Origin of the sequence: Streptomyces sp. (genome assembly GCF_031181555.1) — a bacterium.
GTDB lineage: Bacteria > Actinomycetota > Actinomycetes > Streptomycetales > Streptomycetaceae > Streptomyces > Streptomyces fimbriatus.
The window spans coordinates 57,937-60,010 of sequence record NZ_JAPSKQ010000015.1 but is presented as its reverse complement, the minus strand read 5'-3'; the positions used below and the strand labels follow the sequence as shown (position 1 = coordinate 60,010).

The window sequence follows — 2,074 nt, the reverse complement described above, 5'->3', positions numbered from 1 at the left end:
GAGAGGACGTCGCGCTCGTCGACGCCCTCCTGTCTGCCGACGAGCGGCGCAGGTCGTCCGGCGTCCGCTTCGACGAGCTGCGCGCCGAGCAGAAGGCGCTCGGCAAGCTCATCCCCAAGGCGGCCGGTGACGAGAAGGCCGAGCTGCTGAAGAGGGCGAGCCAGCTCGCCGCCGACGTCAAGGCGGCCGACGCCGAGCGCGACGCCGCCGCGGCCGAGACCCAGGAGCTCCTGCTCAAGCTGAGCAACCTCGTCCACCCCGACGTGCCCGTCGGCGGCGAGGAGGACTTCGTCACGCTGGAGACGCACGGCACCGTCCGCGACTTCGGCGCCGAGGGCTTCGAGCCCAAGGACCACCTGGAGCTCGGCCAGATCCTCGGCGCCATCGACGTGGAGCGCGGCGCCAAGGTCTCCGGCTCGCGCTTCTACTTCCTCACCGGCGTCGGCGCCCTGCTCGAACTCGCCCTGGTGAACGCGGCGATCGCCCAGGCCACCGCGGCCGGCTTCACGCCGATGCTGACCCCGGCGCTGGTCCGTCCCCAGTCCATGGCGGGCACCGGCTTCCTCGGCCAGGCCGCCCAGGACGTCTACCACCTCGACAAGGACGACCTCTACCTGGTCGGCACGTCCGAGGTGCCGCTCGCCGCGTACCACATGGACGAGATCATCGACGCCGACCGGCTGCCGCTGCGCTACGCGGGCTTCTCGCCCTGCTTCCGCCGCGAGGCCGGCTCGCACGGCAAGGACACCCGGGGCATCTTCCGCGTGCACCAGTTCGACAAGGTCGAGATGTTCTCGTACGTCGCTCCGGAGGACTCACAGGCGGAGCACCAGCGGCTGCTGGAGTGGGAGAAGCAGTGGCTGACCTCGCTGGAACTGCCGTTCCGCGTGATCGACGTCGCCTCGGGCGACCTGGGCTCCTCCGCCGCGCGCAAGTACGACTGCGAGGCGTGGATCCCGACCCAGGGCAAGTACCGCGAGCTGACCTCGACCTCGGACTGCACCGAGTTCCAGTCCCGCCGCCTGCAGATCCGTGTCCGTGACGGCAAGCAGGTGCGCCCGCTGGCCACGCTCAACGGCACCCTGTGCGCCGTACCGCGCACGATCGTGGCCATCCTGGAGAACCACCAGCAGGCCGACGGCTCGGTGCGCGTGCCCGAGGTGCTGCGTCCCTACCTGGGCGGCCGGGAGATCCTGGAGCCGGTCGCCAAGTGAGCACCGACTCCTCGTCCTTCCCGTACCGGCTCGTCGCCACCGACCTCGACGGCACCCTGCTGCGTGACGACCACTCGGTCTCCCGGCGCACCCGGGACGCGCTCACCGCGGCCGCCGCGGCGGGCGCCGCGCACATCGTCGTCACCGGCCGCGCGGTGCCCTGGACCCGCCCCATACTCGACGACCTCGGCTACCGGGGCCTCGCCGTCTGCGGCCAGGGCGCCCAGGTGTACGACGCCGGAGCGGGCCGCCTGCTCACCTCGGTGACGCTGGACCGGCAGCTGGCCGGGGTGGCGCTGGCCAAGATCGAGGCGGAGGTCGGTCCGCTGCACCTGGCGGCGAGCCGCGACGGGCTGGACGGCGAGGTGCTGGTCGGTCCCGGTTACGAGGTCGTGGGCGGGCTGCCCGCGACCCCGTTCACGGACGCGTCGGACCTGTGGACGGCGCCCCTGAACAAGCTGTACATCCAGCACCCGACCCTGACCTCCGACGAGCTCGCCGAGGCGGCCACCCGCACCGCGGGCGGTTTCGTCACGGTCACCATGGCGGGTGAGGGCATCGTCGAACTGCTCCCGCTCGGGCTGTCCAAGGCGACGGGGCTGTCGCTGGCGGCGCGCCGGCTGGGCGTGAAGGCGGCGGAGACGATCGCCTTCGGTGACATGCCGAACGACATCCCGATGTTCGCCTGGGCCGCGCACGGCGTGGCCATGGCCAACGCCCACCGGGAACTGCGGGCGGTGGCCGACGAGGTGACGTCCTCCAACGAGGAGGACGGGATCGCGGTGGTGCTGGAGCGGTTGCTGGGCTGACGCCCGGCGTTCGGCGTTCGGCGTTCGGCGTTCGGCGTTCGGCGTTCGGCG

2 protein-coding genes are annotated in these 2,074 nt (G+C 72.2%); both read left to right on the top strand.

Going from position 1 to position 2,074, the window contains the following annotated elements:
- Nucleotides 1–1,214 (top strand): serine--tRNA ligase (gene serS / locus RIM90_RS05760; RefSeq protein WP_309059458.1); only part of this gene is annotated, 1,214 nt, incomplete at its 5' end.
- Nucleotides 1,211–2,023 carry an HAD family hydrolase gene (locus RIM90_RS05755; RefSeq protein WP_309059457.1) on the top strand — a complete coding sequence of 271 codons (813 nt, stop codon included), beginning with the start codon at nucleotides 1,211–1,213 and terminating at the stop codon, nucleotides 2,021–2,023. The genes serS and RIM90_RS05755, both read left to right, overlap by 4 nt.
- The last annotated feature ends 51 nt before the right edge of the window (nucleotides 2,024–2,074 follow it).